This window comes from Actinocrispum wychmicini (genome assembly GCF_004345645.1).
GTDB lineage: Bacteria > Actinomycetota > Actinomycetes > Mycobacteriales > Pseudonocardiaceae > Kibdelosporangium > Kibdelosporangium wychmicini.
This window is the reverse complement of record NZ_SLWS01000001.1, coordinates 1,044,071-1,070,232: the sequence shown is the minus strand read 5'-3', so window position 1 is coordinate 1,070,232 and position 26,162 is coordinate 1,044,071. Positions and strand designations below refer to the sequence as shown.

27 protein-coding genes and 4 tRNA genes are annotated in these 26,162 nt (G+C 68.0%); 10 read left to right on the top strand and 21 right to left on the bottom strand.

From position 1 onward, the window contains the following. Positions 1–204 precede the first annotated feature (204 nt). The gene (locus EV192_RS05395; protein ID WP_132111637.1) at positions 205–969 is read left to right on the top strand and encodes a hypothetical protein; all 765 of its coding nucleotides are present in this window, start codon (positions 205–207) and stop codon (positions 967–969) included. 60 nt (positions 970–1,029) lie between these two features. Here the strand turns inward: EV192_RS05395 and rplA are convergent, their stop codons facing one another. From rplA to EV192_RS05370, 5 genes are all read right to left on the bottom strand, one after another. Next, on the bottom strand, positions 1,030–1,749 hold the full coding sequence (gene rplA, locus EV192_RS05390) for a 50S ribosomal protein L1 (RefSeq protein ID WP_132111635.1): 720 nt from the start codon (positions 1,747–1,749) through the stop codon (positions 1,030–1,032). Between the two features lie 65 nt (positions 1,750–1,814). Continuing rightward, complete coding sequence (rplK, locus tag EV192_RS05385; RefSeq protein ID WP_132111633.1) at positions 1,815–2,246, bottom strand: 50S ribosomal protein L11; 432 nt, start codon at positions 2,244–2,246, stop codon at positions 1,815–1,817. A 79-nt stretch (positions 2,247–2,325) separates the two neighbouring features. After that, positions 2,326–3,138 carry a transcription termination/antitermination protein NusG gene (gene nusG / locus EV192_RS05380; protein WP_132111631.1) on the bottom strand — a complete coding sequence of 271 codons (813 nt, stop codon included), beginning with the start codon at positions 3,136–3,138 and terminating at the stop codon, positions 2,326–2,328. Between the two features lie 49 nt (positions 3,139–3,187). Then, on the bottom strand, positions 3,188–3,634 hold the full coding sequence (gene secE / locus EV192_RS05375) for a preprotein translocase subunit SecE (RefSeq protein WP_132111629.1): 447 nt from the start codon (positions 3,632–3,634) through the stop codon (positions 3,188–3,190). A gap of 34 nt (positions 3,635–3,668) precedes the next feature. Further along, positions 3,669–3,741: transfer RNA gene (locus tag EV192_RS05370), tRNA-Trp, on the bottom strand. Between the two features lie 160 nt (positions 3,742–3,901). Between EV192_RS05370 and EV192_RS05365 the strand changes: the two genes are divergently transcribed. Then, on the top strand, positions 3,902–5,113 hold the full coding sequence (locus EV192_RS05365; RefSeq protein ID WP_132111627.1) for a pyridoxal phosphate-dependent aminotransferase: 1,212 nt from the start codon (positions 3,902–3,904) through the stop codon (positions 5,111–5,113). A 7-nt stretch (positions 5,114–5,120) separates the two neighbouring features. On the opposite strand, the gene EV192_RS05360 is transcribed toward EV192_RS05365, so the two are convergent. From EV192_RS05360 to EV192_RS56735, 7 genes are all read right to left on the bottom strand, one after another. Next, positions 5,121–5,531, bottom strand: a complete 411-nt coding sequence (locus EV192_RS05360; RefSeq protein WP_132111625.1) for a MaoC family dehydratase — start codon at positions 5,529–5,531, stop codon at positions 5,121–5,123. After that, positions 5,528–5,995, bottom strand: coding sequence for an FAS1-like dehydratase domain-containing protein (locus EV192_RS05355; RefSeq protein WP_132111623.1), 468 nt, complete (start codon positions 5,993–5,995; stop codon positions 5,528–5,530). The genes EV192_RS05360 and EV192_RS05355 overlap by 4 nt, the downstream gene beginning before the upstream one ends. A 10-nt stretch (positions 5,996–6,005) precedes the next feature. Further along, positions 6,006–6,170, bottom strand: a complete 165-nt coding sequence (gene rpmG, locus EV192_RS05350; protein ID WP_132111621.1) for a 50S ribosomal protein L33 — start codon at positions 6,168–6,170, stop codon at positions 6,006–6,008. A 78-nt stretch (positions 6,171–6,248) separates the two neighbouring features. Continuing rightward, positions 6,249–6,321 (bottom strand) — tRNA-Met (locus tag EV192_RS05345). Positions 6,322–6,371: 50 nt separating this feature from the next. Then, positions 6,372–6,444, bottom strand: a tRNA-Thr gene (locus EV192_RS05340). Between the two features lie 53 nt (positions 6,445–6,497). Continuing rightward, the gene (locus tag EV192_RS05335) at positions 6,498–9,110 is read right to left on the bottom strand and encodes a putative bifunctional diguanylate cyclase/phosphodiesterase (protein WP_132111619.1); all 2,613 of its coding nucleotides are present in this window, start codon (positions 9,108–9,110) and stop codon (positions 6,498–6,500) included. After that, positions 9,077–9,199, bottom strand: a complete 123-nt coding sequence (locus EV192_RS56735; RefSeq protein ID WP_279492796.1) for a hypothetical protein — start codon at positions 9,197–9,199, stop codon at positions 9,077–9,079. The genes EV192_RS05335 and EV192_RS56735 overlap by 34 nt, the downstream gene beginning before the upstream one ends. Before the next feature lie 360 nt (positions 9,200–9,559). Here EV192_RS56735 and EV192_RS05330 point away from each other — a divergent pair, with 360 nt between their 5' ends. The 6 genes from EV192_RS05330 to EV192_RS05305 all read left to right on the top strand — a co-directional run bounded on the left by EV192_RS05330 (position 9,560) and on the right by EV192_RS05305 (position 16,131). Further along, a complete protein-coding gene (locus tag EV192_RS05330; RefSeq protein ID WP_132111617.1) occupies positions 9,560–11,842 on the top strand; it encodes an InlB B-repeat-containing protein in 2,283 nt (760 codons plus the stop codon). 24 nt (positions 11,843–11,866) lie between these two features. After that, positions 11,867–12,634: a siderophore-interacting protein gene (locus EV192_RS05325; RefSeq protein WP_132111615.1), complete on the top strand. Its 768-nt coding sequence runs from the start codon at positions 11,867–11,869 to the stop codon at positions 12,632–12,634. A 60-nt stretch (positions 12,635–12,694) separates the two neighbouring features. Further along, positions 12,695–13,552: a zinc metalloprotease HtpX gene (htpX, locus tag EV192_RS05320; RefSeq protein WP_132111613.1), complete on the top strand. Its 858-nt coding sequence runs from the start codon at positions 12,695–12,697 to the stop codon at positions 13,550–13,552. A gap of 46 nt (positions 13,553–13,598) precedes the next feature. After that, positions 13,599–13,997, top strand: a complete 399-nt coding sequence (locus tag EV192_RS05315; protein ID WP_132113035.1) for an RNA polymerase sigma factor — start codon at positions 13,599–13,601, stop codon at positions 13,995–13,997. Then, a complete protein-coding gene (locus EV192_RS05310; RefSeq protein WP_132111611.1) occupies positions 13,994–14,905 on the top strand; it encodes a maleylpyruvate isomerase family mycothiol-dependent enzyme in 912 nt (303 codons plus the stop codon). Before EV192_RS05315 ends, EV192_RS05310 begins: the two co-directional genes overlap by 4 nt. 71 nt (positions 14,906–14,976) lie before the next feature. After that, on the top strand, positions 14,977–16,131 hold the full coding sequence (locus tag EV192_RS05305; protein ID WP_132111609.1) for an MFS transporter: 1,155 nt from the start codon (positions 14,977–14,979) through the stop codon (positions 16,129–16,131). On the opposite strand, the gene rfbA is transcribed toward EV192_RS05305, so the two are convergent. Together rfbA and EV192_RS05295 are read right to left on the bottom strand one after the other, a co-directional pair. Continuing rightward, positions 16,085–16,975: a glucose-1-phosphate thymidylyltransferase RfbA gene (rfbA, locus tag EV192_RS05300; protein WP_132111606.1), complete on the bottom strand. Its 891-nt coding sequence runs from the start codon at positions 16,973–16,975 to the stop codon at positions 16,085–16,087. The two genes, EV192_RS05305 and rfbA, sit on opposite strands and share 47 nt — an antisense overlap. Beyond that, positions 16,975–17,466 (bottom strand): YajQ family cyclic di-GMP-binding protein, encoded by a 492-nt coding sequence (locus EV192_RS05295; protein ID WP_132111604.1) that lies wholly within the window; start codon positions 17,464–17,466, stop codon positions 16,975–16,977. Before EV192_RS05295 ends, rfbA begins: the two co-directional genes overlap by 1 nt. Before the next feature lie 113 nt (positions 17,467–17,579). Here EV192_RS05295 and EV192_RS05290 point away from each other — a divergent pair. Then, positions 17,580–17,660 (top strand) — tRNA-Tyr (locus tag EV192_RS05290). Between the two features lie 209 nt (positions 17,661–17,869). On the opposite strand, the gene EV192_RS05285 is transcribed toward EV192_RS05290, so the two are convergent. The 4 genes from EV192_RS05285 to EV192_RS05270 all read right to left on the bottom strand — a co-directional run bounded on the left by EV192_RS05285 (position 17,870) and on the right by EV192_RS05270 (position 22,263). Further along, positions 17,870–18,511, bottom strand: coding sequence for a hypothetical protein (locus EV192_RS05285; RefSeq protein ID WP_132111602.1), 642 nt, complete (start codon positions 18,509–18,511; stop codon positions 17,870–17,872). Positions 18,512–18,627: 116 nt separating this feature from the next. Next, on the bottom strand, positions 18,628–19,686 hold the full coding sequence (locus tag EV192_RS05280) for a 2-oxoacid:ferredoxin oxidoreductase subunit beta (protein WP_132111600.1): 1,059 nt from the start codon (positions 19,684–19,686) through the stop codon (positions 18,628–18,630). Beyond that, complete coding sequence (locus EV192_RS05275) at positions 19,683–21,605, bottom strand: 2-oxoacid:acceptor oxidoreductase subunit alpha (RefSeq protein ID WP_132111598.1); 1,923 nt, start codon at positions 21,603–21,605, stop codon at positions 19,683–19,685. Before EV192_RS05275 ends, EV192_RS05280 begins: the two co-directional genes overlap by 4 nt. Positions 21,606–21,810: 205 nt before the next feature. Beyond that, positions 21,811–22,263 carry an Lrp/AsnC family transcriptional regulator gene (locus EV192_RS05270; protein ID WP_132111596.1) on the bottom strand — a complete coding sequence of 151 codons (453 nt, stop codon included), beginning with the start codon at positions 22,261–22,263 and terminating at the stop codon, positions 21,811–21,813. A gap of 75 nt (positions 22,264–22,338) precedes the next feature. Here EV192_RS05270 and ddaH point away from each other — a divergent pair, with 75 nt between their 5' ends. Then, on the top strand, positions 22,339–23,184 hold the full coding sequence (gene ddaH / locus EV192_RS05265) for a dimethylargininase (RefSeq protein WP_243726642.1): 846 nt from the start codon (positions 22,339–22,341) through the stop codon (positions 23,182–23,184). Here the strand turns inward: ddaH and EV192_RS05260 are convergent. The 3 genes from EV192_RS05260 to EV192_RS05250 are packed head-to-tail and all read right to left on the bottom strand — an operon-like array spanning position 23,181 to position 26,148. Next, positions 23,181–23,945 (bottom strand): ESX secretion-associated protein EspG, encoded by a 765-nt coding sequence (locus EV192_RS05260; RefSeq protein WP_132111594.1) that lies wholly within the window; start codon positions 23,943–23,945, stop codon positions 23,181–23,183. The genes ddaH and EV192_RS05260 overlap by 4 nt on opposite strands. Beyond that, on the bottom strand, positions 23,945–25,567 hold the full coding sequence (locus EV192_RS54585; RefSeq protein WP_132111592.1) for a hypothetical protein: 1,623 nt from the start codon (positions 25,565–25,567) through the stop codon (positions 23,945–23,947). Before EV192_RS54585 ends, EV192_RS05260 begins: the two co-directional genes overlap by 1 nt. 17 nt (positions 25,568–25,584) lie before the next feature. Beyond that, positions 25,585–26,148 (bottom strand): DUF3558 family protein, encoded by a 564-nt coding sequence (locus EV192_RS05250; RefSeq protein ID WP_132111590.1) that lies wholly within the window; start codon positions 26,146–26,148, stop codon positions 25,585–25,587. Between the last annotated feature and the right edge of the window lie 14 nt (positions 26,149–26,162).

Here is a 26,162-nt window from a genome sequence, read left to right as displayed (position 1 = left end):
GACCCCTGTGCTCCGGCCCGGAAAAGACGAAACGCCCGGCGCGCAGGCACGGGCGTGAGAAAGATCAGCCACGTTCCTCCTGCGCGGGCCACCCTTGCGGGATCTTCATCTTCACGAGGAAGAGACCAGCGGTCTTCGGTAGAACTCTGAAAACGATACGGGACGCGTAGCGCGTACTCCAAATCGCCCCGGCATGATAGTGACGTGGCCGACAACGAACACCCCCAGCACCGCGACCTGACCCCAAGCCAGGCACCCCCACCCGCTGGCCCCGTCGACCCCGAACAGCACGCCCAGTTCCAGCAGTTCCAACAGTTCCAGCAATTCCTCAAGTTCCAGGAGTCCCAGGGCGGCGCCGCCCCCCTGCAGCTGCCACCGGCGAAAAAGCCACTGTGGAAGAAGATCCTGCAGAGCTGGCCGGTCCGAAAGCTGGCGTTCTACCTCGTGGTGATCGCCGTGATCGCCTGGCTCATCACCCGCTACTTCGGTGGTTCCTCCCAGGACGACGGCAAAGGCACCCACGGGCTCGCCGGTCCCGGCGACCTGAAAGACCCCGGCCGCCCGCCGGGCTCGCCGAGCGCCGCGCTGAACACTCTTTACCTGTATGCGGCCACCGGAACCCGGGCCGACTACGCCACGAACGCGTGCAAGCTGCTGTTCAGCCCAGAAGGCAAGCAGGCCTTCGTGGCCGACTTCGGCGGCGGCGACTGCGAATCCGTCATCCGGGGACTCGACGGCAAGGTCGGCCCCCTGCGACAAATACCGTTGATCGACACCATAGGCAAGTCGGAGATCGAGATCAGCTCGTGCCGACAGCTCCAACTCCGCGAGGGCACCACCGGACTCGGTCGGTTCACCCTGAAGAAGGTCAGCGACGGCTGGGTGATCACCGGGCATCAGAGCGAGCCTGATCCATGTCCCGCAACGACTTCGACTCCGTCGACGACCTCGGTACCACCGACCAGCTGACAAAGCGAAAGGGCGGACCCCCGCTGGGGATCCGCCCTTTCGGTGCCTGGGGAAGTGCCGTCAGACGGTCGCTTCGTCGGCGAGCAGGTTACGGGTACGAGCCGGGTCGACCGGGATGCCGGGGCCCATCGTCGTGGTGAAGGTGACCTTCTTCAGGTAGCGGCCCTTCGCGGAGGACGGCTTGGCCCGCAGGATCTCGTCCAGCGCCGCCGCGTAGTTCTCGACCAGCTTGTCGTCCTCGAACGACACCTTGCCGATCACCAGGTGCAGGTTGGCCTGCTTGTCCACCCGGAAGTTGATCTTGCCGCCCTTGATGTCGGCGACCGCTTTGGCGACCGCCGGGGTGACCGTGCCGGTCTTGGGGTTCGGCATCAGGCCGCGGGGGCCCAGGATGCGGGCGATCCGGCCGACCTTGGCCATCTGGTCCGGGGTGGCGATCGCGGCGTCGAAGTCCAGCCAGCCGCCCTGGATGCGCTCGATCAGGTCCTCGGCGCCGACCGCGTCCGCGCCGGCGGCCTCGGCCTCGGCGGCCTTGTCACCGGTGGCGAACACGATGACCCGGGCGGTCTTGCCGGTCCCGTGCGGCAGGTTCACGGTTCCGCGCACCATCTGGTCGGCCTTGCGCGGGTCGACACCCAGCCGGATCGCGACCTCGACGGTCGCGTCCATCTTCACCTTGGAGGTCTCCTTGGCGAGCTTGGCGGCCTCGAGCGGGCTGTACAGCCGCTCCCGGTCCACCAGCTCGGCGGCCTGACGATAGGCCTTGCTGTGCTTTGCCATTCTGCTGTCCCTACTTGTGGATCAGTTGTGGTGCGGGCGGCAAGCCCTCCCACGACTTCGAGGAATTATTCGACCGTGATGCCCATCGACCGGGCGGTGCCGGCGATGATCTTGGCTGCTTGGTCGATGTCGTTGGCGTTGAGGTCGGCCTGCTTGGTCTGGGCGATCTCGCGGACCTGGTCCCAGCTGACCTTGGCGACCTTGACGCGGTGCGGCTCGCCGCTGCCCTTGTCCACACCGGCGGCCTTCAGCAGCAGCTTCGCGGCCGGCGGGGTCTTGAGCTTGAAGTCGAACGACCGGTCCTCGTACACGGAGATCTCGACCGGCACGACCGTGCCACGCTGCGACTCGGTCGCGGCGTTGTAGGCCTTGCAGAACTCCATGATGTTGACGCCGTGCTGGCCGAGCGCCGGGCCGACCGGCGGCGCCGGGTTGGCCTGGCCGGCCGTGATCTGCAGCTTGATGATCGCCGCAAGCTTCTTCTTCTTGGGAGGCATCTCGTATTCCTGTTTCCTGCGTGAGTCCGCGCGACGAACCTGCCACGTCGCGTGGCCGCCGGACCCCGACAGGGGCCGGTCAGATCTTGGAGACCTGGCTGAACGACAGCTCGACCGGGGTTTCCCGGCCGAAGATCGACACCAGGACCTTGAGCTTCTGCGCGTCCGCGTTGACCTCGTTGATGGTCGCCGGCAGGGTCGCGAAGGGGCCGTCCATCACTGTAACCGACTCGCCGACCTCGAAGTCGACCTCGACCGTCGGCTTGGTCGCGGTGGCGGTCGCCTTGCCGCCCGCCGCCGGCTTGGCCTGCTCGACCTGCGGCAACAGGAACTTGGCGACCTCGTCGATGGTCAGCGGGGACGGCTTGGAGGTGGCGCCCACGAACCCGGTGACACCGGGCGTGTTGCGGACCGCGCTCCAGGACGGGTCGTTGAGATCCATCCGGACCAGGATGTAGCCGGGCAGCACCTTGCGCTGCACCTGCTTGCGCTGGCCGTTCTTGATCTCGGTGACCTCCTCGGTCGGCACCTCCACCTGGAAGATGTAGTCCTCCATGTCCAGGGTCTGGATGCGCGTCTCGAGGTTGGTCTTGACCTTGTTCTCGTAGCCCGCGTAGGAGTGGATCACGTACCACTCGCCCGGCGCCCGGCGGAGCGCGTCGCGCAGTTCGGCGACCGGGTCGGCCTCCTCCTCGTCGTCGACGGCGGGCTCGTCCTCGGCCGCGTCGTCCCCGGCTGCGTCCTCAACCGCGACGTCCTCAACCGCGGTTTCCTCGACAGCGGTGTCCCCGACAGCGGTGTCCTCGTCGGCGAGTTCGTGGGCAGCGACGACCTCGTCGTCGGCCGAACTGGTCGGCTCATGGCCGACAGCGGCGCCGTTCTCGGAGGTCACAGTGGTCTCGCTTCCTTGATTCGCTGACTTGCCGGGTGTTCGCGTGGGCTCAGCCGAAGATCGCGAACACGCCCTTGCCGATTCCGACGTCCAGGCCGGCGATGACGGCTGTCATCACGGCCAGGAAGACCAGGACGACGAGGGTGTAGCCGACCATCTGCTTGCGCGTCGGCCAGATGACCTTGCGCAGCTCGGCGACCACCTCGCGGAGGAACCGGAACAGCCGGGTGAACAGGCCGGGCCGCTTCTCGGTCTTCTCCCGGGTCGGCGTGGCCCGGCCCTTGCGGTCCTTGGCCTCCTCGCCCTCGCCCGTGGGCTTCGCCTTGGGCTTGACCGTGCCCTTCGCCTTCGGCGTCTCGTTGACGTCACCGGCGGCGCTGTCCTTCCGAGCGGCAGGACGCGTCGCCGCACGGCGCTCACGCCGCGCGGCCGCGGTGACCGGACGGGAAGGGGGCTTCTGCTCCTCTTCCCGCTCCTTGCCCGGCTCCTCGCTCACGCCAGTTCCTCCGCTCGCCTTTTACCCGCTGCTGCAGGGGCGACAGGACTTGAACCTGCAACCTGCGGTTTTGGAGACCGCTGCTCTGCCAATTGAGCTACACCCCTTAGATGGCCGACGCCTACCCTCCCCACTCTGTCACTTTCGACCGGGTGCGGCTAGGTCTCGACCTTCCAGGATGGGAAGTGTACGGCAACCACCGCGCCGGCCTCCAATCGCGGTCACCCCAGCCCGGTCGCAACCGCGTGGATCTGCGACGATGCCGGTATGGCAGCAGCACCCACCCGGGTCTCGGCCCGGATCGGCGGCATCACCGAGTCGGCGACCCTCGCGGTGGACGCCAAGGCCAAGGCGCTCAAGGCGGCCGGTCGGCCGGTGATCGGCTTCGGCGCGGGTGAGCCGGACTTCCCCACCCCGGAGCCGATCGCGCGGGCGGCCGCCGAAGCCGCCCTGGACCCGAGGAACCACCGCTACACCCCGGCCGCCGGCCTGCCGGAACTGCGGGAGGCGATCGCCGCCAAGACCGCCCGCGACAGCGGCTACGACGTGCGGCCGAGCCAGGTGATCGTGACCAACGGCGGCAAGCAGGCCGTCTACCAGGCGTTCGCCACCCTGCTCGACCCGGGCGACGAGGTGATCCTGCCGGCACCGTACTGGACCACGTACCCGGAGGCCGTCGCGCTGGCCGGCGGCGTCCCCGTGCCGGTCGTGACCGACGAGACCGCCGGCTACCGGGCCACGGTCGAGCAGCTCGAAGCCGCCCGCACGCCGCGCACCAAGGCCCTGCTGTACTGCTCGCCCTCGAACCCGACCGGTGCGGTGTACCCGCGTGAGCAGGTGGCGGCGATCGGCCGCTGGGCGGTCGAGAACGGCGTCTGGGTGATCACCGACGAGATCTACGAGCACCTCGTCTACGACGGCGTACGGGCCGAGTCCATGCCGGTCCTGGTCCCCGAGCTGGCCGACACGTGCGTGGTCGTCAACGGCGTCGCGAAGACGTACGCGATGACCGGGTGGCGGGTCGGCTGGATGATCGGCCCGGACGACGTGATCAAGGCCGCCGCGAACCTCCAGTCCCACCTGACCTCGAACGTGGCGAACGTGTCCCAGCGGGCCGCGCTGGCGGCGGTTTCGGGCTCCCTGGACGCCGTGTACGAGATGCGGACCGCGTTCGACCGCCGGCGTCGGACGATCGTCGAGCTGTTGTCGGCGATCCCGGGGGTCGACGTGCCCACGCCGGAAGGCGCGTTCTACGTGTACCCGTCGGTGAAAGGCTTGCTGGGCAAGGAGATCCGCGGCCAGCGTGCGGAGACGAGCGTGGACCTCGCGGCCCTCGTGCTCGACCACGCCGAGGTCGCGGTGGTGCCCGGCGAGGCATTCGGCACACCCGGCTACTTCCGGCTCTCGTACGCGTTGAGCGACGATGACCTGGTCACCGGCGTGACCCGGATGGCGGACCTGCTCCGGGAAGCGAAGTAAGGACGCCCTACGAGATCCGGACGGTGGCGACGGCCTTGCCCAGGACGGTCCGGCCGTCGAACTTCGCGGTGATGTCGATCCTGGCGGTGCCGTCGTCCGCGTTGACCTCGCGGACCTTCCCGGACAGCTCGACGACCGCGCCCTTCTCGTCGTTGGGCACCACGACCGGACGGGTGAAGCGGACGCCGTACTCCAGGATCCGGCTCGGGTCGCCGACCCAGTTGGTCAGGACGCGCGCGGCGAAGGCCATGGTGAGCATGCCGTGCGCGATGACGTCCGGCAGCCCGACCTCCTTGGCGAACTTCTCGTTCCAGTGGATCGGGTTGAAGTCCAGGGCGGCGCCGGCGTAGCAGACCAGGTCCTTGCGGGTGACGTTCACGGTCAACGGTGGCAGCTCGTCCCCGACGGCGACGGTCATCCGGTCACCTCCGCCGGCTTCTCGGCTTCGCGCACCACGAGTTGGGCGTGGCAGACCACCACGATCTCGTCGTCGGCGTCGTAGACGTCCGCGCGCAGGTTGATGAAGTCGTTGCCGGCGCGGAACATGATGTCCTCGATGTGGACGACCACGCGAAGTTCGTCACCCGCGTGCACCTGGCGGCGGTACGTGAACTTCTGGTCGCCGTGCACCATCCGGCCGTAGTCCAGGCCCAGCTCGGGGTCCTCGATGACCACGTTGATCGCGGCCAGGTTGATGATCGTGAGGAACGTCGGCGGGACGACGACATCCGGAAACCCGGCCGCGGTGGCCGCGGCCGGGTCGGTGTAGAGCGGGTTGTCGTCGCCGATGGACTCGGCGAACTCACGGATCTTCGCCCGGCTCACGCCATAGGGGGCTGACGCCGGGTACGTGCGTCCGATGTACGAGAGATCCAGAGCCACGGGAGAACGCTCAGCGAGTTTCCTTGTGCGCCCGGTGCGTGCCGCAGTTGGGGCAGAACTTCTTCAGCTCAAGCCGGTCCGGGTCGTTGCGCCGGTTCTTCTTGGTGATGTAGTTGCGGTGCTTGCACACCTCGCACGCGAGCGTGATCTTCGGTCGCACGTCAGTGGCAGCCACAGCAGTACCTCTCTAGGTCACAACATCCGGGGATGACCCCAGTGTAATAGGCCGGAACCCGCGTCCCGACCAATCGCGTAGCGGTGGGCGGACTTGAACCGCCGACACAACGATTATGAGCCGTTTGCTCTACCACCTGAGCTACACCGCCACATGAGACAGGCCGCGATGCCATGGTCTGCATCACGGCTGATCCCACAGAGCCCCAATACGGAATCGAACCGTAGACCTTCTCCTTACCATGGAGACGCTCTACCGACTGAGCTATTGGGGCGAGCGAGGAGAACTCTACACAACCAGGGCCAGGAGTTAAAACCGGGGTCCCCGCTAGGACAGCAGCGTCAGGACCGTCTCGTCCAACCGGCCCGCGGTCTTGGTCGTCCTGGCCTGCAACCATGCCTCCAGCCGGCCCTCGGACAGCGGACGGGAGATCAGGTAGCCCTGGATCACGTCGCAGCCCATCGCGGACAGCTGGTCGCGGGCCACATCCTCCTCCACGCCCTCGGCGACCACGGACAGGCCCAGCGAGTGACCCAGTTCGACGATCGACCGGACCACGGCGAGGTCCGACAGGTCCGTGCCCATGCCGAACACGAAGCTCTTGTCGATCTTGACCTCGTCCACCGGGAGCTGCCGCAGGTACGCCAGTGACGAGTAACCGGTGCCGAAGTCGTCCACGGCCAGGATCACGCCGAGCGTGTGCAGCCTGCGCAGCACAGGCAGCGCCTTCTGTGGGTCGGCCATCACGCCGGACTCGGTCAGCTCCAGGGTCAGCAGTTCGGCCGGCACGCCGTAGCGGGCCAGCAGGTCCGAGACCTGCTCGGGGAAGTCCTGTTCGGCCAGGCTGCGTACGGAGATGTTCACCGCCGCGGAGATCCGCAGCCCGCGGTCGAGCCACTTGCGGACCTTGGTGAGGGCCTGTTCGAGGACGAACCCGGTGAGCGCGCCGACCAGACCGGCGGCTTCGATCGCGGGCACGAACTCGTCCGGGTCGAGGTTGCCGTACTCCGGGTGGGTCCACCGGACCAGCGCCTCGACGCCGACCAGGTTCCGGCTGGGCAGCGCCACCTTCGGCTGGTAGTGGACCTTGACCTGGCCGGTCTCCACCGCGTGCCGGAACTGGGTGACCAGCTGGAACCGGCGCAGGAAGATCTGGCCCATGCTCGGCATGTACGCGCGGACGGGCTCGCCGCCGGCCCGAGCGGCGCGGACGGCCACGTCAGCGTGCTGCAGCAGCGTGTCCACGTCGATGACCGTCGACTCGTCCTCCATCGACGCGGACACGTAGCCGACGACAGCGCCGGCATCGAGCGTGAGGCGGTCCACGAGGTACGGCGCGATCAGCATGTCCCGCAAGCGTTCCGCCAGGGCGTGCATCTCGTCGAGCGGACGGCTGGGCAGCAACGCCGCGAACGCCATGCCTTCCAGGCGGGCGATCATGCTCTCCGAACCGAGCGTGTCCCTGATGCGGCGCGCCGCCGCCGAGACCATCCGGTCGCCCCAGGCGTAGCCGAGCGCGTCGCTGACCGTGGACAGCACGTCCAGGTCGATCCGGGCGACCATGGCCTGCGGATCGCTCCGCAGCTGCTCGGTGGCCGCCTGCCGGAAGCCCGGCCGGTTCAGCATGCCGGTGAGCGGGTCGTGGTACGCGTCGTGCCGCAGCCGCGACAGCAGCCGGCGGTTGTCCAACGCGGTCGCCAGATGGCTGGCCATGGTGCCGATGATGCGCATGTCGGCCGTGCCGAAACCGCGCCAACGGCTCTGCCTGTCGTGCGCTTCAAGGACGCCGAGCAGGTGGCTCGCGCTGCGCAAGGGCACGACGAGGGCCTCGGTGGCGTCCCGGCGGATCAGTGACTGGCGGATCTCGGGCATGGCGTCGATCCGGCGGAAGTGCCGAACGTGCGAACCGGGCAGCCGCAGCAGCGGGTCGCCTTTGGGGCTGTTCACGACGGCGCTGTTCACGTCGTAGGCGTCTTCGGGCAGGTCCGTGCCGGCGACCGCGGTCCGCATCGGCGCCTGCGGGTCGAACCGGATGTGCAGGACGACACGGGCCGCGCCGAGCTGTTCCTTGATCCGTTCGGCGATGGCGTGCCATTCGTCGCTGGCGACGTCCGCGGAGATGTCCTCAAGGCCGGTGGCGGGCTTGGCGGCCGCCTGCTGGCCGGACCGGGCCACGATCAGGCTGACCTGGGACAACGCCTCCAGGTCGCGTTGGTCGCGCAGGAGGCCCGAGTAGGCCACGTACAGCGCGCCGAAGCCGGACAGCGCGAGCACCACAAGCGGCCAGCCAGCGACGGAATGGACCGAGACCTCGTAACCGACGACACCGACGGCGGCGTTGACCATGCCGAGCACGAGCGTGCGGCCGACCAGCAGGATCCCGGCCGACAGCCGCATGCGCCGGCCGAGGACGTGCACGGTGACCATGCCGAGCAGCGTGCTGGAGACGGGAGCGGCGAACGCGCCGACGAACACCCCGGCCCACGGCGGGCCGACGCCGTCAAGGCCGAGGTTGAAGGCGTGCAGCACCGCGAACGCCGTGCTGATCTCGATCACCAGGACACCGGCGTTGTAGAGCACACGGTCGTGCACGCCACGGATCAGCAACGTGCTGACACCCGCGATGACGTGGGCCAGCAGGACAAGCTCGAAGGGTGCCACGAACAGGCCGATGGCCAGCGGGATCTCGGTGAACGAGATGGACCAGCTGACCCCGCTACGGACGTCGACGTTGATCGCGAGCTGCTCGGCGACGAGGAAGCCGCCGATCAGCAGGACGCCGGTCCACACCAGGTCGGTGTGCCCGGTCGGCGGCAGCCACAGGCTGACCAGAACGGCGGCGAGCAGGCCCAGCAGGACGACGCTGACGGAGTAGAACCGGAACCGCCGGACAAGCGGGGTCTCGTCTACCGGCTCCACGGCCACCGGTCGATCCGCCATGCCGCCTCCTCGTCCGACCGGGGTACGGGCATCTCGGGTACGTCGACGCAACGACACAGGATCACCACCGCGTCTGCGTCAACGGGCACGTCACTGTACCCCGATCAGGCGAAATAGCCACCCATTCCGATGTCACAGCGTTCCGGGAGGGGGCCCATACCGGTGACGACCAGGACCGTTCAGGGACGCACTCGAAGGTATCGATGATCACTTTCCAACCCTTCGGGCAACACATGAGGTTTGTTCGGAAGATCGGGAAGATGGTGACGAATCCACGGCTTAGATACGCCGTGGCAGTAACTTTATCCGGTCAGAACCGTTTTCGAGACCATCTTGTTACCGCAGCCACAGTCCGGTGCGCCCGGCCGGCGCAACGCCGAACCGGATGACCGGACGTATCACCGGGCGCTGCCGTGCCTCTCCCCCGTGTGATCCGAGGAGTTCCGAAGGTGGCCGCCGGGGTCGCCGCGGCCGTCGTGGTGGCCGGGCTGGCGGTGTTCGGCACGGGCCATCCCGGCCAGGGCATCCGGCTGACGTCCGGCGCCGCGTGGCTCGCGTCGGCGAAGGTCGGCCAGGTGACCCTGCTGGACGGGTCCACGGCCGAGGTGGTCGGGCAGGTCCCGGTGGCCGCCGCCGGCAACGCCATCGAGGTCGTCCAGCAGGGGATGACCGCGTACGCCGTGGACAGGACCGCGGGCACGATCCGGCGGGTGGACGGCGCCACGTTCGCGCCGACCCCGCCGGCCGCCCCGATCCCGCAGGTCACCGGCGGGCTGACCGCGTTCGCCGGCGCGAACTCCCTGTACGCGCTGGACACCCAGCACGGGATCGTCACCCAGGCCGACCCACGCACCGGCGCCGCGGTGGGTGAGCCGCAGCCGATGTCGGCCCAGCTGTCCGGGAACACCGCGGTGGTCGACGACGCCGGCCGGCTGTGGATCATCGACACCGCGACCGGCGACCTGACCAGGATCTCCGGCGGCAGACGCACGAAACAGGCCGTCACCAGCGCCGGGAACGCGGTGATGACGCTGGTCGGCAGCTCGCCGGTGGTGGTGAACACCGCGCGGCGCAAGGCGGTCGTCGTGGACCCGGACACCGGGGTCGCCCGCGGCACGGTCGACCTGGACCTGCGGCCGGACGACACCGTCCAGGTCAGCGGCTCGCCGCACGGGTCGCGGCTGTACATCGTCGCGTCACGGGGTGTGGTGAACGTCTGTGACGTGGGCGCGAGCGTTTGCGACACGGCGATCCCGCTGGCCGGCAAGGACCTCGGCGAGCCGGTCGAGGCGGGCAACCGGCTGTTCGTGCCGGACTACGGCGACGGCCGGGTGTGGATCATCGACCTGACCGGCCGACGGGTCGTCGGCCAGGCGCGGGTGCTCGCCACGGGCGGACGGTTCCAGCTGCTCAACCGGGACGGCGTGGTCTTCTTCAACAACCCGGACACCGAGCAGGCCGGCGTGATCCGGCTCGACGGCACGGTGGTCGACGTCGCCAAGTACGACCCGCGCGACCCCAACGCCGGAGTGTCGACACCGACCGGGACGGCAAGCCCGAGCGGGAACCCGGCGACCGCACCCACATCCACGTCCACATCCACGTCCACATCCACGTCCGCATCCGCTTCGTCCGCGCCGCCTTCGGCCGCCCTGTCGCCGCAGGCCTCGACCACCGTCCCCACACCAGGCGAGCCCTCGGTCGCCCTGAAGATCCGGGTGTCCAAGGAAACCCCGATGGTGAACGAGGACGTCACGATGTCCGTGGACGTCGACGGAACACCGCCGTCCACGGCGGAGTGGAGTTTCGCGGACGGCGGCACGGCCACCGGACTGCCGGTGTCACACCATTGGCCGGCCGCCGGGAACTATCTGGTGACGGTCCAGGCGACAATGCCCGACGGCCGGCGCGGCACTGCGTCCGTGAAAATCTCCGTCACCGTCATCCCGAAGTACCGGCTCACCGTGACGACGAACGCCGGCGGCGCGGTCACGTCCACCGACGGAAAGATCAACTGCGCGCCCACGTCGACGTGTTCCTACGACTACGACCAGGGCACCCACGTCAGCCTGACCGCGCACGCCGCGACCGACTACGCGCTGTCCCAGTGGGGCGGCGACTGCTCCGGCCAGACATGTGACCTGACGATGGACTCGCGAAAGAACGTCCAGGCGCTCTTCAAACCGACAAAGGTGCAGCTGACCGTGCAGATCGCGGCGGCGGGCGGTTCGGTCACGCTCAACGGCCACGCGTGCGGTTCGTGCACGATGACGTTCACCACGGGCGACTCGGTCTCAGTAGCAGCCGTTCCCGACGAGGACCACGATTTCGACACCTGGGACGCGGCCACGTGCGCCAACGCGCACAGTCCCGCCTGCACCACGCAGGCGAACACGACCCGGACAATCGTGGCCAGGTTCAAGGTGAAACCGAAGTACACCCTGACCATTCAGATGATCGGCCAGGGCAGCTCATGGGGCCGGGTGCGGATCGACTCCACCAAGAGCGGCACCCTGTTCTGCACGGCCGGGCACAGCTCCACCACGGTCCCGCCGTGCCCGATTCAGTACACCGCGGGCGACAACCTGGTGCTCACCGCGCAGGGCACAGGCGGGAACGCGATCGTCGTCGGGTGGCGTGACGACTGCTCGGGCTTCCAACGCGACCAGCCCTGCCGGCTGACCATGAACGGCCCGCACACGGCGACCGTGGAGTACGACATCCTGCACTGACCGCCGGGTCGTAGATTGGTGCTGGTGAGCACTGAAAGGCGCCGTGCCCGGCGGCAGCCGACCAAGCTGTGGCGGGCCCCGGTTCTCCGCACGTGCCGCGTCACCCCACGGATGGCGCGGATCACCGTCGGCGGACCGTCGATCGACGACTTCGTCGGCGCGGGCACGGACGAGAACGTGATGCTTTACCTGTACGAGCCGGACGCGGAGTTGCCGGAGCCGCTCACGTTGGAGACCGCGCGGGCCGCGCTGTCGCGCGTGCGGCCGTACATGCGTACGTACACGATCCGTCGGCACGATCCGGTGGCGAACGAGATCGACTTCGACTTCGTCCTGCACGGCGACCATGGACCGGCGTCCCGCTGGGCCACCCGCGCCCAGCCCGGTGACGACGTGATCTTCGTCGGTCCGTCCCCGGCCTACCAGCCGGACCCGGGCGCCGCCTGGCACCTGCTGGTCGGTGACGAGACCACGATCCCGGCGATCAACGCGATCATGACGGCGCTGCCTGGCGCCACCGTCAAGGCGTTCATCGAGATCGAGGACGCCACCGAGGAGCAGGACTTGAACGTCACGTGGGTGCGTCGCGACGGCGTTCCGGCGGGCAGCAGCGAGCCGCTGGTCAAGGCACTGTCCGCGGCCCAGTTCCCGGACGGCGCCCCGGCGGTGTGGGCCGCCGGCGAACGGGAGGTCATGCAGGCCGTCCGTCAGCATCTGGTGGAGGAGCGCGGCATCGACCGGGCGCACGTCCGGCCGGCGGCGTACTGGCGACTCGGCCACACCGGGTCCTAACAGGAACTTCTCGGTGTCCGGCAGCGTTGTCTCTCCGGGGTTTGCGGAGGAAGGGCCACCGTGCACAGGCACTACAACGGGTTGAAGACAGCGCTCTTGCTGGGTGGCATGAGCGCGGTCATCCTGTTGATCGGTTCCCTGTTCAGCACGGCCGGGCTCGTCATCGGTCTGCTCATCGCGTTGGGCATGAACGCGTACGCGTTCTTCAGCTCCGACAAGATCGCGCTGCGGGCGATGCGCGCGCAACCGGTGTCCCAGTGGGAACAGCCGGCGATGTACAAGATCGTCCGCGAGCTGTCCAACGCCGCGCGCCAACCGATGCCGCGGCTGTACATCAGCCCCACCCAGGCCCCGAATGCGTTCGCCACCGGGCGAAACCCACGCAACGCGGCTGTGTGCTGCACGAGCGGCATCCTGACGTTGCTGGACGAACGAGAGCTGCGGGCGGTGCTGGGGCACGAGTTGGCGCACGTCTACAACCGGGACATCCTGATCTCGTCGGTGGCCGGCGCGCTCGCGAGCGTGATCAGCGTCCTGGCCACGTTCGCGATGTTCTTCGGGTTGGGTGACGACGACGACCGGCCGAACCCGTTGGGGATCCTGATGATCGCGATCGTCGGACCGGTCGCGGCCGGGCTGGTGCGGATGGCGGTGAGCCGGTCCCGGGAGTACCAGGCCGACGAGTCCGGCGCCGAACTGACCGGCGATCCGTTGGCGTTGGCGTCGGCCTTACGGAAGTTGGAGTACGGCACGAACGCGGCCCCGCTCGCGCCGGAGCCGGCCGTGATGTCGCAGTCGCACCTGATGATCGCGAACCCGTTCCGCTCGGGTGAACGGCTGGCGAACCTGTTCGGAACGCATCCGCCGATCGCCGACCGGATCCGGCGACTGGAGGACATGGCCCGCCGCCGGATGTGACGTCTGGCGGTGTGATTGCGGCCGAACCGCTGGGATTGTCCGACACATGTGGGACAGCGACATCCGGCAGCGGTTGACCTACGGCGACCACGACGCGTTGGCCGAGGTGTACGACCGGTACGGCCGAACGGTCTATGCGGTGGCCATGGGCGTCACCCTGTCCGCGGAGGTGGCCGAGGCGGTCACTGTCTCGACGTTCCACACCCTCTGGGACCGTCCGTTGTCGTACGACCCGACGCAGGCGACCCTCAGCGGCTGGCTGGCCCGGATGGCGCACCTGCGGTCGGTGTCCTGGTTGCGTGAGTCGACCAGTCAGGTCCCGTCCGGGCAGGCCGTCGACATGGCGTACTTCCACGGCCTCACCTACCACCAGATCGCGGCCAAGCTGGGAATTCCGGAGAGCACGGCGAAAGCACGGCTGCAAGCGGGTCTGCGCGGGCTATGAGCAAGCACGCGACGGTGTCCTCACTCCTGGCCGCCTGGACAGTCAACGCCTGTGAGCCGGCGGAGTCCGACGCGGTCGACAACCACCTGCGGACATGCGAGACGTGCCGGGCCGAGGCACGGGATCTCATCAACGCCGCGGAGCGCCTCAGCACGTGCCAAGGGGATCCGCCGGAGTCGTTGCGGGACAAGGTTCTCAACGTCCTACCGGCCTCGCACGCGTACGCGGGCGCGGTGTGCGCGCTGGACGCGTTGCTCCGCGAGCTCGCGCCTGAGCAGTGGAACCGGGTCGCCCACGGCGACTGGACCATCCTGGACCTGGTGATCCACCTCACGGCCACCGACAACCTGGTGGCGGACCGGCTGGGCCTGCCCGTCGACCCGCCGGTGTACTCGTGGGAGGACCCGGACAGCCGTACCGACCTGCTGCTGTCCACGCCCGCCGACCACGACTCCGCCTGGGCCGCGTGGCGCCGTCAAGCGGACCTGATCAGCCGGCATGGCGACCAGGACGACCTGCTGGTGTCCCGGGCGTTCGAGACCTGGATGCACGCGAACGACATCGCGGTGGCGACCCGCAAGGCCCTGCCCGCGCCGCCCGCGGACCAGTTGCGGGCGGTCGCGGACTTCACCGCACGGCTGCTGCCGCACGCCGCCAAGAGCCGTCGCCTGCCGTGCGAGGGGAACACCCTGCGGCTGGTCCTGACCGGGCACGGCGGCGGCACGTGGACGCTGCCGCTGTCCGACCCTGACCTCGGCGTGACGGTCGAGATGACCATGAACGTGATCGAGTTCTGCATGCTCCTCGGCGGCCGCCGGGAACCCCGGACCGTGGACGTGATGATCCGCGGCGACGTCGAACTCGGCTACGACCTGCTGGACGCGGCCCCCACACTGGCCCCTCGCTGACCAACCGGACCACTGCGGCGGCACGGAATTGGACCTTATCAGCGACCCACTTGCCACCTAGCTTCGTTCCCATGACCACTGCCTGCGCCCGGCCGCCGATCCTCAACCGCGCCCTGCTCCTGCGTTTCGTCTCGGTCGTGGCGTCGTCGGTGAGCTTCTACCTGCCGTTGGCCGTCATCCCGATGTACGCCGGCACGTCCGGCACGGCCACCGCGGCCGGGCTCGCCAACGGGGTCCTGCTCGTGGCGACCGTGCTGGGCGAGTTGGTGACCCCGCGGATCGTCACCCTCGTCGGCTACCGCTGGGCACTGGGCGCGGGACTGGTGCTGCTCGGGGCACCCGCGTTGGCGTTGCTGGGGTCCATGTCGGTCCCGATGATCTTCGCGGTGGGTGTCCTGCGCGGCATCGGGTTCGCCATCACCATGGTGGCCGGCGGCGCACTGACCGCCGCGCTGATCCCGGACGAACGACGCGGTGAGGGACTCGCGATCGTCGGGCTGGTCGGCGGCGTTCCGTCACTGCTCGCGCTGCCCCTGGGCGTGTGGATGGCGGGTCATTGGGGATACGGGATCGTGTTCGTGCTGACCGCCGCGTTCCCCATCGTGGCCGTGGTCACCGTGCTCGGGCTGCCGGACCGGGAGAAGGCGGACAGTGAGCAGCATGGCGTGCTCGGCGGCTTGCGCAACGGCGCACTGACCCGGCCCGCGCTGATCTTCGCCGCGGCAGCGGGCGCCGCCGGTGTCGTCGTCACGTACCTGCCGCTGGCCACCCAGACGTGGGTCGCGCCCATCGCCCTGTTCGTGCAGCCGGCCGCCGCCACAGTGGGCCGGTGGTTCGCCGGCAAGATCGGCGACCGGCACGGCCAGGTCCGGATGCTCGTACCCAGCGTCGGTCTCGCGATCCTCGGCATGGTGCTGATGGCCGCCACGCACGAGCCCGCGTTCGTGTTCGCCGGGGCGGCCCTCTTCGGCATCGGATTCGGCGTGCTGCAGAACGCGTCCATCAGCCTGATGTACGCACGCGTGCCCGCGGCCGGCTACAGCACCGTCAGCGCCATCTGGAACGCCGCCTACGACCTCGGCATGGCCGCCGGCTCCATAGGCGTCGGCGTGATCGTCACCGCGACCAGCTTCCCCATGGCGTTCGTGCTCACCGCCGCCGCCATGGTGCCGGCCGCAGTCATGTCGTGGCGGGAAGGGCGCCTGCTGCCCTCGCCGCGGCCATGACGTACTCGCCATACCCCGACTTGGCCAGCTTCGCGCCCAAGGCAAGACACTCGTCGGCGGAGATGTACCCCATCGCCAACGCGATCTCCTCAAGGCAAGCGATCCGCACACCCTGACGGTGTTCCAGGACCTGCACGAACAGCCCGGCCTCCAGCAGCGAGTCATGCGTGCCCGTGTCCAGCCACGCGAACCCACGACCCAGGTCGATCAGCGTGGCCCGGCCCTGCCGCAGATACGCCATGTTGACGTCGGTGATCTCCAACTCGCCCCGCGCCGACGGCGTCAGCCCCTTGGCGATCTCGACCACCTGGTTGTCATAGAAGTACAACCCGGTGATGGCCTTGTTCGACCGGGGCACCGCCGGCTTCTCCTCGATCGACACCAACCGCCCGTCCGCGTCGACCTCACCGACGCCGTAGCGGTGCGCGTCCTTCACCGGATAGCCGAACAGCACACAACCGTCCAGGTCAGCGACCTGCCGCTGAAGCAGACCAGAGAACCCCTGGCCGTAGAAGATGTTGTCGCCCAACACCAACGCCACATCGTCGTCGCCGACGAACCGCTCGCCGATGATGAAAGCCTCCGCGAGACCGTTCGGCTGCGGCTGCTCCGCGTACTCCAACCGCAGCCCCCACTGGCTCCCGTCGCCGAGCAGCCGCCGGAAGCTCGGCAGGTCGGTAGGTGTGGAGATGATCAGGATCTCGCGGACACCGGCCAACATCAGCACCGACAACGGGTAGTAGATCATCGGCTTGTCGAAGACCGGCAGCAGCTGCTTGGAGACCGCCTGCGTGATCGGATGCAACCGGGTGCCGCTGCCCCCGGCCAGAACGATGCCGCGCATCAGCGGTAGTTGGTGAACTGGAGGGCGATCCCGAAGTCCTGGTCCTTCAACAACGCGATCACATCCTGGAGGTGGTCTTTCTTCTTGCCGGACACCCGCAACTGGTCACCCTGGATCTGCGCCTGCACACCCTTCGGACCGTTGTCCCGGATCGCCTTGGCGATCTCCTTGGCCTTGTCCGTGGCGATCCCCTGCACGATCGACCCCGAGGCCTTGTAGATCTTACCGGACGACCGCGGCTCCTCCACGTCGAACGCCTTCAACGAGATGCCGCGCTTGATCAGCTTCTCCTTGAAGACATCGATCGCGGCCAGGCACCGCTCCTCCGTCTCGGCCTGCACCGAGATGGACTCCTCACCGGTCCAGCTGATCTCAGCACCAGTGCCACGGAAGTCGAACCGGGTCGACAGCTCCTTGCCGGCCTGGTTGATCGCGTTGGTCACCTCCTGCCGGTCGACCTTGCTCACCACGTCGAACGACGGGTCCGCCACGAGCCACACCTCCGAGTACCGACACCTTGATGCGCCAGGATGCTACCGCCGCCCCCGCAAGGGGATACCCGTTGGCACAAGCCCAAGGCGATTGGGTATGGTTCTCGCACCCCGGCGGGTTGCCCGAGTGGCCAAAGGGAGCTGACTGTAAATCAGCCGCGCAAGCTTCGGAGGTTCGAATCCTCCACCCGCCACGGTCTCTGGTCGGCCCTGCTCAGTGCTTCGCACTTTCGCCGGGTCGGCCGTGACAATTTTGGGGGGCCGAGCCCCCCAAGCCCCCCACGTGCGGCTTCGCCGCCTCGCTTTCCCAGCGTTCCTCCCAGGGCGGCTTTGCCGCCTTGCTTTTCAGCGGGGCGGCTTCGCTGCCTCTGCGTGCGGCTTTGTTGCGTTGGTTTTTGGTCGGTTAGGCTTTGGGGAGGCGGGCGGCGGCGTCGGCGGTTAGTTTTTGGACTCCGTCTCGGGCTTCTTGTTCTGCTATTCCGTCTGGGACGCTTCTGATGTTTCCTCCGCCGTACTCTATGTGCACCACCAGGTTCTTCGTGATCGCCCAGAGGGTGGCGTGCGATATACCATTTGCTTCGAAGGTGGTGTATTTCTGTTCGAAATCCTTCTGGCCTGCGCCGATGTCGGCCGCTGGAGTGCTGTACTGCTGGAGGAAATAACGGGCTCGGTCCAGGCCGGACTGGCCGCCGCGGTCGTCGAAACGTTGCGCCTCCACCGACACGTACCGGTACGCGGGACTTCCTGGGGTGTTGCCTGACTTTGTGCTGCCGTGCAGGACCACGTCCGTCGGGTTGCCGAAGCCTCGCTTGCAGGTCGACACGTCCGCCGTGATCGAGGGGGGTGTGGCGGAATCCGTCGCGGATCCCGGCAGGCCGGCGGCCAACAACTGCAGTGTGTCCTGGTTGAGCAGCTTGCACGCGTCGACATGGGCGCGGTATTCGTCCGACGCGGACGCGTCAGAACCGCATCCCGCCAACAGTATGGCCAGCACTAGGCAGGCAACCCCAGGTCGCATAAATGTAACTCTATCGAAAAGATCCACCGGCCGTCTGCGTCGCGGCTGGGGTCAATTCAGAGATCCCATGATCCGCCCGAGTGAAACAACTGCTTACAAAAACGCCGGGCAGAGCACGAATGCTCCGCCCGGCGACTTCGAACTCAGGGCTCGACCGTCCAGGTGTCCTTGCCGCGGAGCAGGGACTGCAGGTCAGCGGGTTTCGCGGCTTGGGCGTCCGCGACCTGGACCCGGGCCAGGTCGTCGTACGTGGCCCTGGTCACGTTACGGAAGATGCCGGTGACCGTGTGGGACATGTCCTCGCCGCCCAGCCGGGACAGTGCGAACGAGTAGGTCGGGTCTTCCAGCGTGGCGTCGTGCACCACCAGGTTCTCCTCGCCGACCTCGGAGACCTTGGCCACGTCCAGGCCGCCGAAGCCGGCCTGGACCACGCCGTACTCCCCGTCCGGGCCGAACCGGATCGGCGACCCCTGCTCCAGCGGGATCAGCCTGCGGGCCGACTCGTCCGCGTCCTTCAACACGTCGAACGCGCCGTCGTTGAAGATCGGGCAGTTCTGGTAGATCTCCACCAGCGCGCTGCCACGGTGCTGGGCGGCCGCCTGCAGGACCGCGGTGAGGCCCTTGCGGTCCGAGTCGAGCGCGCGGCCGACGAACGTGGCCTCGGCGCCGAGGGCGAGCGAGATCGGGTTGAACGGGTGGTCCAGCGAGCCCATCGGGGTGGACTTGGTGACCTTGCCCACCTCGGACGTGGGCGAGTACTGGCCCTTGGTCAGGCCGTAGATCCGGTTGTTGAACAGCAGGATCTTCAGGTTCACGTTCCGGCGCAACGCGTGGATCAGGTGGTTGCCGCCGATCGACAGCGCGTCGCCGTCGCCGGTCACCACCCACACCGACAGGTCCGGGCGGGCCACCGCGAGCCCGGTGGCGATCGCCGGCGCGCGGCCGTGGATCGAGTGGATGCCGTACGTGTTCATGTAGTACGGGAACCGGGACGAGCAGCCGATTCCGGAGACGAACACGATGTTCTCGCGCTTCAGGCCGAGCGACGGCATGAACGCCTGCACGGCGTTCAGCACGATGTAGTCGCCGCACCCCGGGCACCAGCGGACCTCCTGGTCCGACTTGTACTCCTTGGCGGTCTGCTTGTCGTCCGTGGTGGGCACTCCGGCCAACCCGGGCAGACCGAGGTCGATCGCGGTCATGCCGAGACCCCCTTCACTGTTTCCCCCTTGACGACGGCGGTGAGCACTCCTTGCAGCTCCTCTGCCTTGAACGGCAGGCCGGCGACCTTGGTGTAGCTGATCGCGTCCACCAGGTAGCGCGCCCGCAGCAGCATGGCGAGCTGGCCGAGGTTCATCTCGGGAATGACCACCCGGTCGTAGGCGCGCAGGACCTCGCCCAGATTCGCGGGGAACGGATTCAGGTGCCGCAGGTGCACCTGGGCGATGGAATGGCCGAGCTTGCGCACCCGCCGGCAGGCGGCGCCGATCGGCCCGTAGGACGAACCCCAGCCGAGCACCAGGACCCGCGCCTTGTCGGACGGGTCGTCGACCACCAGGTCCGGCACCTTGACGCCGTCGATCTTGGCCTGGCGCAGGCGAACCATGTGGTCGTGGTTGGCCGGGTCGTACGAGATCGAGCCCTTGCCGTCCTGTTTCTCCAGGCCACCGATGCGGTGCTGCAGGCCGGGGGTGCCGGGAATCGCCCACTCCCGGGCGAGGGTCGCCGGGTCGCGCATGTACGGCCAGAACTCCTCGGACCCGTCGGTCGCGTTGGGCCGCGAGGCGAACTCGACGCTCAGGTCCGGCAGTTCCGCGACGTCCGGGACCATCCACGGCTCGGACCCGTTGGCCACGGAACCGTCCGACAGCAACAGAACCGGCGTGCGGTACGTCAACGCGATCCGCGCGGCCTCAAGGGCGATGGCGAAGCAGTCCGCCGGGGACTGCGGCGCCACGATCGGCACCGGCGACTCACCGTTGCGGCCGTACATGGCCTGCAACAGGTCGGCCTGCTCGGTCTTGGTCGGCAACCCGGTCGACGGGCCGCCGCGCTGCACGTCGATCACGACCAGCGGCAGCTCGGTCATCACCGCGAGGCCGATCGTCTCGGACTTCAACGCCAGCCCGGGGCCCGAGGTCGACGTCACGCCGAGCGCGCCGCCGTAGGACGCGCCGAGCGCGGCACCGACCCCGGCGATCTCGTCTTCGGCCTGGATCGTCGTGATGCCGAAGTTCTTGTGCTTGGACAGTTCGTGCAGGATGTCCGAGGCCGGCGTGATCGGGTACGTGCCCAGCACGATCGGCAGCTTCGACTGCTGGCCCGCGGCCACGATCCCGTACGCCAACGCGGTGTTGCCGGTGATCTGGCGGTACGTGCCAGGTGCGAGCTTCGCCGGGGCCACCTCGTAGGTGACCGCGAAGGACTCGGTGGTCTCGCCGTAGTTCCAGCCGGCCCGGAACGCCAGGATGTTGGCTTCCGCGATGTCCGGCTTCTTCGCGAACTTCTCCCGCAGGAACACCTCGGTGCCCTCGGTGGGCCGGTGGTACATCCACGACAGCAGGCCGAGCGCGAACATGTTCTTCGCGCGTTCGGCGTCCTTCTTGGAGAGCCCGGTCTCGTCCAGCGCGGCGCGGGTGATCGTCGCCATCGCGACCTTGTGCATCTGGTACGACTCCAGTGAGCCGTCCTCGAGCGGGTCGGTGTCGTAGCCGACTTTCACCAGGTTGCGCTTGTTGAACTCGTCGGTGTTGACGATCAGCGTCCCGCCGGGGGGCAGGTCGGCGATGTTCGCCTTCAACGCCGCCGGGTTCATCGCGACCAGCACGTCCGGCCGGTCGCCCGGGGTGAGGATGTCGTAGTCGGCGAAGTGCAGCTGGAAGCTGGACACGCCGGGCAGGGTGCCCTGCGGGGCGCGGATCTCCGCCGGGAAGTTGGGCAGTGTCGCCAGGTCGTTGCCGAACGCCGCCGCCTCAGATGTGAACCGGTCACCGGTGAGCTGCATGCCGTCCCCGGAGTCGCCCGCGAACCGGATGACGACCCGGTCCAGCTTGGTGATCTCGGTGTGCCTGGCCGTCCGCAGCGCGTGGCCGTTTGTTTCGCCCTCGACGCCTGTGCTCATGATCCCTCTCTGCCGCAACCCGAACTGAAGTTGCCTTCCCCGCCTTCCAGCCTAGTCCTCGGTTCAGGTGCTCCCAGCGTCCTCATGCGGAGGGTGCGCAAGGGCTTGCCATTACCGGTTACCAAAGGTATGCACCGGTTTCCGACCGGTACCGGCGAAGCGGTCTACGTCACATGCCACAATTATATGTTACCTCCGGTAACAGTTACTTTCGGGGCTCCGGCGGCGGTGGCCGCTCCAGCAGCGTGGACAGCACCACCGTCGACACCGTGCGATCGATCATGTCCACCCCCCTGAGCCTCTCCAGAGCGTCCTCCAGGTGATGGATGTCCGCCGCACGCAGATGGACGATGGCATCCGCGGCGCCGGAGACGGTATAGGCGGCCACGACTTCTGGGAGAGGCTCCAGACTTGCCCTGATCTGTGTCGGCGAGACGTTTCCCCGGTAGCGCACCTCCACGAACGCCTCGGTGCCCCAGCCGAGCGCCTCCGGGTCGACCACCGCGGTGAAGCCGCGCAACACACCCCTGTCCAACAGCCGATCGACCCTGCGTTTCACCGCGGGAGCGGACAGGCCGACCACTTTGCCGATCTCCGCGTAGCTGGAGCGGGCGTCGGCCACCAGCTCCGAAACGATTCGCTGATCTATCGAGTCCACACGCAACATTCTGCCTGTCCAAGCGCAATGTAACGAGCTTGATCCGCGGTGTATGCCGCCCATACATTTCGATCCATGACGTCAGCCCAGGTGAAGCCCGCCGTCGCCGCGCGGATGCCCACGACGCGGCGGTACCTGATGTGCGCGCCGGAGTACTTCACGGTCGAGTACTCGATCAACCCGTGGATGGACCCCACCAAGCCGGTGGACAAGGCGTTGGCCCTCGCCCAGTGGACCGCGCTGCACGACACGTACGTCGAGCTGGGCCACAAGGTCGAGACCATCGAGCCGCAACCCGGCCTGCCCGACATGGTCTTCGCCGCCAACTCCGGCACCGTGATCGACGGCCGCGTCCTCGGCGCGCAGTTCCGCGCCCCGCAGCGCGCCGCCGAAGCCGACTTCTACCGACGCTGGTTCGTCGAGAACGGCTACCACGACGTGGTGATGCCCACCAACATCAACGAGGCCGAGGGCGACCTCGCCTGGACCGGCCGGTTCCTGCTGGCCGGCACCGGCTTCCGCACCGACCCCGGGGCGCACGCCGAAGCCCAGGAGATCCTGGGTGTGCCCGTCGTCTCGCTGCGGCTGACGGACCCGCGCTACTACCACCTGGACACCGCCCTGTTCGTGCTGAACGAGGACGAACCGAACGTCGCCTACTACCCCGCGGCCTTCTCCGCGGGTTCGTTGCGGGTGCTGCGGCGGCTGTTCCCGGACGCCGTCATCGCCACCGCTGAGGACGCGGAGTGCTTTGGCCTCAACGGGGTCTCCGACGGCCGCAACGTGGTCCTGCCGATCGAGGCGACCGGCCTGGCGGCGCAACTCACCGAGCGCGGCTACGAGCCGGTGTTCGTGGACATCTCGGAACTGCGCAAGGCCGGCGGCGGCCCGAAGTGCTGCACCATGGAGATCCGCGGCTAGCCGACCGACTTCAGCAGCTCGTTGAGCTGGTGGATGACGCGCGCGTTGTCCGCCGGGAAGTACGTGCCGCCGGTCGTGTCCTCGTCGATGTGGGACTGGACGAGGTAGCGGCCGGCGTCCGTGTCGATCCAGCCCAGCCCGGGTGCCTGCGTCGTCTTGCCGAACCGGTCGCGGCCGTTCACGGTGAAATGCCCGGACCCGACGCGTTTCCGGCGGAGGATCTCCCCGGCCGACCGGATCTGCGCGGTCGACATCCCCCGCGGCGTCCGAATCTGTTGCCGCAGAGCCATTTCCTCGTCCGGGCGGGGCGCGCGCTTGATCGGGCGGGTGATCGTCGCCGACTGCCCCGGCCCAGCGTTCAACGGCGGCAGCATCGCCACGATGCTCCTCGCCAGCGATTCCGGGCGGACCAGCTCGAACTTCAGGATCTGGCCGTCCTGGCGGACCACCATGCCCCGGCGAGCGGTGGCCGAGCCCCGGGCGAACACCTGTTTCCCGTTGTCGACGTCACCCATGACCGCCACCGCCACCTGATACTCCGACAGCAACGTCAACGCGTCCATCACCTCAGGCGCGAGCGTGTGGTGATCCGCGAGGCCGCGGCCGATCATGTCGTTCTTGATCGCCTCCGCGATCCGCGCGCGGTCCTCCGGGAACTCGCCGAAACTGGGGATCTGGAAGGGGTACATCCGGCAGTTGACACCCAGCCCCTCCGACAGGATGTCGACCGCCGCGAACGACAACGCGAACGACGTGGGCATCAGCCGCCAATCACCGGTGGTGCAGTTATCTCGTCGGTGCCGAACGTACTGTCCGGGTCCGGCTCGACCAGGAACGAGGCACGCTGGTGCTCCTCGTCCTCGCCGCCCTCACCCTTGTGGCCGCCCATCCCACCCATGCCGCCCATCCCGCCCCGGCCAGCGCCACCAGCCCCGCCCCGTCCCATCGCGGCCTGCTCAGCGGCCAACCCACCAACACCGGAACCAGGCCCGAAACCTCTCGCGCCAGCGCCTGTGCCCGAGCCCGCACCGCCGCCGAACCCGCCACGCCCGCCAGCGCCGCCTTCACTCCCACCGCCAGCGCCGTAGCGGGAACCGCCGTAGTTGGACCCACCCTGGTCGAAGTTCCCGCCGAAACCACCCATCGGCCCCATCGGCATCGCGTCCGGACTGCCGTAGTTCGGCAACGGCGCGCCACCACCGCCACCCCCACCAGCCCCAGGAATGTAGCTCTGCCCACCGGTACCACCCGGCCCGACACCCGTACCGCCGCCGCTGCCTGGGCCGCCACCTGGGTTGATCCCACCACCGTGCCCGCCGCCCCCACCGGGACCACCACCGGGAACGCCACCTCCGGGGAACCCATTGCCAGGAGGGCCACCAGTCCCCGGCGGGAACCCGGTCCCCTGCTTGGGCGTGTCACCCTGCGGGCCATCAGGACCATGCGAATCAACGGCGCTCAACCCAGGCCGATCACCACGATGCCCACTGTCCCCACCATCATCGATCTTCTTCGGCTGCGGCGGAGTGGAACCCCCCATCTGCGGCGGAGCGTCGAACGACGGCAACGTACTCGCACCCCGAAGACTCTGGTCGTACGTGGAAACAACATCAGCGGCCTGCTGATGCGCCTGCTCACTCGCCTGATAGGTCGCCTCGTATTTCGAGTACTTCGCGATGTAGTCGAACGGATCCGTGGTGTTCTTCAAATCCGCGTTGGCCGCGTCCAGATTGAACGGAATCGGATCGGGCATGGCATTGCCGGCATTGCTCAACGCCTGCGAATGCAGACTCTCCTGCTTGCCCGCCAACTGCGCGCTCTGCCCAGCCTTGCCGATGTAGTTGGCGACATCCGCCATGAACTTGCGGGCCGAGTCACCGGCCTTGCCCCGCCATTCACCCTCACTGGCCCCGATCGCGCCGACAAAGTCCTGCTGGTGCTCGACCATCGCGTTGCCGGTGGTGATCCAGACGTCACTGCGGTCCTGACTGCTGCCCGGATCAACGCCGTCCTTGACCATGTTCTTCAGATTGCCGTGCTCCACCGACATGTAGTTGGTGGTCGGAATGCCCGGAGTCGAGCGGGTACTCACCCCAGCGGTCAAGGTCGACGCGTCCTGCGCCGTCTGCTGCTGCACCTGGCTGTTGACCTGACCGTCCTTCATGAAGGTCCGCTGCAGCCAGTTCCAGAGGCCGCCGTCGTGCTCACGGTCATAGGTGGTACTCGTCCGGTCCCGCACCTGCCCCGTGGTGTCCGTGGTGCCCCGCATGTCCACGCCGTACTGGTTGGCGGTGGAGCCGCGCGGCCCAGGGTTCACGAGGTTGTCGGCGGACCCGGTCTGCCCTGACTGGCCAGGCCGGTAGACGGCGTCGTGTTCACCCATGATCGACCTTCCCTACCTCACGGAAGCTTCTTCTCAACGATCTCAGCCCCAGGCCTGGCCAGCGAGCAAGCCTTCTGAGCGTCGCCGTTCGCCGCGACGGACACTTCCACCCGCGACGACTCGGTCACCTTGATCGCGATGATGCAGATACTGCTGACAACGAACTGAACGGCGTCGTGGTTGCCGATCTTGACCGGCTGAAGCTGGGGGTTCCCCTGAATGTCCTTCACGCCGAGCGCGTCATAGATGGCAGTTCCGAATGAATATGTATTGGATGTGTAGTGATAGTCACAGCCACGAGACGAGGTCAGATTGCTCTCAGTCCCCCCAGTGAGCTGAAGACTCGACATGTCGCCGCTGGTCAGCAGCGAGCAGGTCGCGATGTTCTTGGTGGGACTCGAAGCCCCGGACTTCGAGGACGATGTGGCGGGCGGCGAACTGCTCCGCGAGGACGGTCCACTACCGCCCGTGGAGCTGGTCGTCGGCGAACCGCCGGCGATTCCGCCGGTCTTGCTCGTGCACGCCCCCAAAGACATCACGAGCACAGCCACCGTCGACGCCAGCAGCAGTGAACGTTTCACCGAACTCCCCTGTT